The sequence below is a fragment of the Halorubrum sp. genome (assembly GCF_046498025.1).
In the GTDB taxonomy this organism is placed as follows: Archaea; Halobacteriota; Halobacteria; order Halobacteriales; family Haloferacaceae; genus Halorubrum.
In genome coordinates this window covers 1-4,038 of sequence record NZ_JAWOBM010000008.1, presented here as the reverse complement: position 1 = coordinate 4,038, position 4,038 = coordinate 1, and the positions used below count along the sequence as shown (strand labels likewise).

The following is a 4,038-nucleotide window of genomic DNA, read 5'->3' as shown; positions in this document are numbered from 1 at the left end:
GGGGCGGTGGGAATCGCCGGGCTGGCGGGCTGTTCCGGCGGGAGCGACGGCGGCGACGAGGCCGGAGCCGGCCTCGAATCGAGCGGCGAGGACGGCGGCGACGGGGACGGAAGCGACGGCGGCGACGATCCGGGCGACCCGATGCTCTCGGACGCCTCGGAGTTCGATCCCGCCGAGCCCAACTGGGAGGAGAACAACTACCTGATGACGGCGGTCTCGGAGAACGACTACTTCCAGGGGAGCCAGACGGACCTGGAGAACATGCGGAACCAGAACGTCGACGAGATCGCCCACGGCGAACCGCCGAGGGAACTCCCCGACGACGAGAGCGAGTGGGTCGACCCCGACCCGCTCATTTTCGTGGACAAGCCCGGCGAGTCCGGCCAGACGCAGTACCAGGAGACCATCCAGCCGCTGCTGGACCGGCTTGAGGAGACGACGGGCCGGACGGTCGAGTGGCAGCCCGTCGACTCCAACGCGGCGACGGTCGAGTCGTTCCGGGCGGGGCGCGGACATCTGGGCGATATCTCGACCGGGACGTCCGCCTTCGGGGTCAACCTCGGCGGCGTCGTTCCGTTCGCGGTCCCGATAAGTCCCTCCGGACAGTTCGGCTACCGGCTGCTGGCGATCACCCGCGACGACGAGCACGACATCCAGTCCGTCAACGACTTCGCGCGTGACGATGTCACAGTCACGCACTCCGAGCCGGCATCGAACTCCGGTAACCAGGCGCCGTCGGCGCTTTTCGACCAGTCCTTCGACGTGACGGCCGGAGAGGACTACGAGAGGGAGTTCTCGGGCGGCCACGACCAGACCGCCCGCGGCATCGCGGCCGGCGACTACGACGCCGGACCGATCTGTAGCACCTGCGTCGATGACCTCATCGGGTCGACAGAGGACATCGACTACGACGACTTCAAGGTGGTCTGGGCGAGCAACCCGTTCCCGCCGGGTCCGATGGTCCACCGATACGACCTCCACCCGGACATCGTCGAAGGGATCAAGGAGGCGACCATCGGGACCGACTGGACGGACACCGAGTACGCCGAAAACACCGGTGAGGCCGAGTACGTCGAAATCGACTACAAGAACGTCTTCAACGACATCCTGATCATCCAGCGGTACAACGGCGTCGAGTACGAGAGCGGGAACCTGTAACGATGCTCGAAACGGAGAACCTCGGAAAGACGTACCCGACCGGCGACGAAGCGCTCAGCGACGTCTCCGTGCGGATCGACGGCCGCGAGGTCGTGGCGATGATCGGCCCGAGCGGGGCCGGCAAGAGCACGTTCGTCCGATGTATCAACCGCCTGGTCGAGCCGACGACGGGGAGCGTCCGCCTCGACGACACGGAGCTGACGGCGCTGGACGACGATGGGCTGCGGGACGCGCGCCGGAACATCGGAATGGTGTTCCAGGAGTACAACCTCGTCGAGCGACTCACCGTGATGGAGAACGTGCTCTCCGGGCGGCTCGGCTACGTCTCGAACTGGGCCGCGCTCCGACGGAACTTCCCGCCGGAGGACGTCGAGCGGGCCTACGAGCTGCTGGAGCTCGTCGGGCTCGACGGCATGGAGGACAAGCGGGTCGACGAGCTCTCCGGCGGGCAGCGCCAGCGCGTCGGCATCGCGAGGGCGGTCGTCCAGGAGCCGAAGATCCTGCTGGCCGACGAGCCGACCTCGAGCCTCGACCCCGAGACCTCCCGCGACGTGATGGAGCTGCTCACCGACATCGCCGAGGACCGCGACGTGCCCGTGCTGATCAACATCCACGAGGTCGACCTCGCGGAGGCGTACGCGGACCGAATCCTCGGGCTCCACGCCGGCGAGCTCGTCTTCGACGGGCCGGCGAGCGACCTCACCGACGAGTCGAAGGGCGTCATCTACCGCGGCGAGGAGCAGCCGGAGTCGGCCGCGACGGACCCGGACTGGCTGTCGGGTCCGGACGACGAGTCGAGCGCGCGGAACGGGCAGGACGCCGGTTCCGACCGCCTGCCCGCGGAGGACTGACCCATGGCGACCGAGTCGTCCTCGCCGGCGGGGTCAACGGGCGCGGCCGACCGGCGGACGTGGCGGCGCCCGACCGCGTTCCGGAACCGGTACACGAAGTGGGCGGTGTACGGGGCCGTCCTCGCGCTGATCGCGTGGTCGGTCGCGAGCCTGCGGATCACACCTGGCCGCTTCCTCTCCGGAATCGGGTACGGCTACGAGCTGATCGACTCGATGCTGCCACCCGAGACCGGCAGCGAATACACGCTCAGGCTGTTTGATCGCATGATCGAGACGATCGCGATGGCGATGGTCGCGACCGTCGCCGGGATCGCGATCAGCCTCCCGGTGGCGTTTGGGGCGGCCGAGAACATCTCGCCGAAGCCGACCTACTACCTCAGTCGCGGTATCATCAGCGCCACGCGCGCCATCGACGGGCTGATCGTCGCGATCATCGCCGTCATCGCGCTCGGGTTCGGCCCACTCGCGGGGATCGTCGCGATCAGTTTCAAAACGGTCGGCTTCTTTTCGAAGCTGTTCGCCGAGGACTTGGAGGACATCGACATGGGAGGTGTCGAGGCAGTCCGGGCGACCGGCGCCTCTCGGTTCCAGAGCCTCGTCTACGGGGTCGTCCCGCAGGTCGTTCCGCGCTTCGCCGGGCTCGCCGTGTACCGCTGGGACATCAACATCCGGTCGTCGACGATCGTCGGGATCGTCGGCGCCGGCGGGATCGGCGTCCTCCTCCAGCGGGCCTACCAACGGTACGAGTACGACTACGTGGCGGCGGTCCTCGTCGCGATCATCGCGGTGGTCCTCGTCGCCGAGTTCGTGAGCGCCGTCGTCAGGCGGAGGGTCCAGTGATGGCGGGCGCCACGCGCGAGTGGAGCCGGTTCGACGCGAGAGAGCGGCTCCTCCGGATCGGCGGTGCGCTCGTCGCCGTCGCGGTCGTGGTCGCCTCGTGGGAGTGGCTCGACATGAGCCTCCAGTACGTGACCACCGCGCCGGCGCAGGTCGGCGACCTCCTCGGGCGGATGGTCCCGCCGGACTGGGGGTACCTGCCGAACGCGGTCGGCCCGCTCGCCGAGACGATACAGATCGCCGTCGTCGGGACGATCGCGGCGGTGGCGATGGCGGCGCCGGTCGCGTACATCACCGCCGAGAACACGACGCCGAACCGGGCGACGTACGCGCTCGGGAAGCTCATCGTCACCGTCTCGCGGTCGGTTCACACGATCGTCTGGGCCCTGCTGTTCGTCGTGATGTTCGGGCCGGGCGCGCTCGCGGGCACCGTCGCGACCGCGGTCCGGTCGGTCGGGTTCCTCGCGAAGCTCCTCGGCGAGGAGATAGAGGAGATCGACTTCGGCCAGGTGGAGGGGGTCCGCGCGACCGGCGCGAGCCCCGTTCAACTGCTCGTGTACGGGATCGTCCCGCAGATCAAGCCCGCTCTCGTCGGGCTGACCGTGTACCGCTGGGACATCAACGTGCGGGCCGCGACGATCCTCGGATTCGTCGGCGCCGGCGGGATCGGCGTCCAGCTGTTCGAGGCGATCGACTCGTTCGCGTGGCGAACGGTGTCGGCGCTCCTGGTCGCCATCCTCGGCGTCGTGCTGGTGAGCGAGGGGGTGTCGGCGTACGCCCGCCGGAAGGTGCGCTGATTCCCGCCCGTCGACGGAGCGAACCCCGCCTCGGCCCGCCGAGACGGGGCAGCAGAGAGGACCGAACGGCCCCGCGCCGCGACCGACCCGCGACACAGAGACACACCGACACAGATGACGACGAGACACAACACCGACTCCCCGATCGACCGACAAAACGACGAAGTCGTCCTCTTCGACATGGACGGCGTGATCCTCGAGGGGTGGGGCACCGACGACGCGGTTCACGGCCGCGCGCTCGACGACGTCCTCCGAAACCGAGACCTCCACGTGACGGGCGCCCTCCGGCGGTCCCTCGAAACGTACGAGTACGACGACGGATTCCGCGCCGCCTGCGAGGAACTCGCCGTCGATCCGGCGGCGCTCTTCCGGGCGCGTGAGGAGCGCAGCGCGAG

General features: G+C 68.8%; 4 protein-coding genes and 1 pseudogene. All 5 read left to right on the top strand.

Annotated elements, in window-relative coordinates:
- A partial coding sequence (gene phnD, locus R6U01_RS01400) for a phosphate/phosphite/phosphonate ABC transporter substrate-binding protein (RefSeq protein WP_410284672.1) occupies positions 1–1,158 on the top strand: 1,158 nt, incomplete at its 5' end.
- A gap of 2 nt (positions 1,159–1,160) precedes the next feature.
- Positions 1,161–2,009 (top strand): phosphonate ABC transporter ATP-binding protein, encoded by an 849-nt coding sequence (gene phnC / locus R6U01_RS01395; RefSeq protein ID WP_410284671.1) that lies wholly within the window; start codon positions 1,161–1,163, stop codon positions 2,007–2,009.
- Between the two features lie 3 nt (positions 2,010–2,012).
- Positions 2,013–2,849, top strand: a complete 837-nt coding sequence (gene phnE, locus R6U01_RS01390) for a phosphonate ABC transporter, permease protein PhnE (protein ID WP_410284670.1) — start codon at positions 2,013–2,015, stop codon at positions 2,847–2,849.
- Positions 2,849–3,643 carry a phosphonate ABC transporter, permease protein PhnE gene (gene phnE, locus R6U01_RS01385; protein ID WP_410284669.1) on the top strand — a complete coding sequence of 265 codons (795 nt, stop codon included), beginning with the start codon at positions 2,849–2,851 and terminating at the stop codon, positions 3,641–3,643. Before phnE (R6U01_RS01390) ends, phnE (R6U01_RS01385) begins: the two co-directional genes overlap by 1 nt.
- A gap of 114 nt (positions 3,644–3,757) precedes the next feature.
- Positions 3,758–4,038, top strand: a pseudogene (locus R6U01_RS01380) (HAD family hydrolase); the annotation flags it as partial.

What these genes read in the sequence shown, in the direction of transcription:
- phnE (WP_410284669.1), top strand. Translation starts at nt 2,849, where the DNA reads ATGGCGGGCGCCACGCGCGAGTGGAGCCGGTTCGACGCGAGAGAGCGG.
- phnC (WP_410284671.1), top strand. Translation starts at nt 1,161, where the DNA reads ATGCTCGAAACGGAGAACCTCGGAAAGACGTACCCGACCGGCGACGAA.
- phnE (WP_410284670.1), top strand. Translation starts at nt 2,013, where the DNA reads ATGGCGACCGAGTCGTCCTCGCCGGCGGGGTCAACGGGCGCGGCCGAC.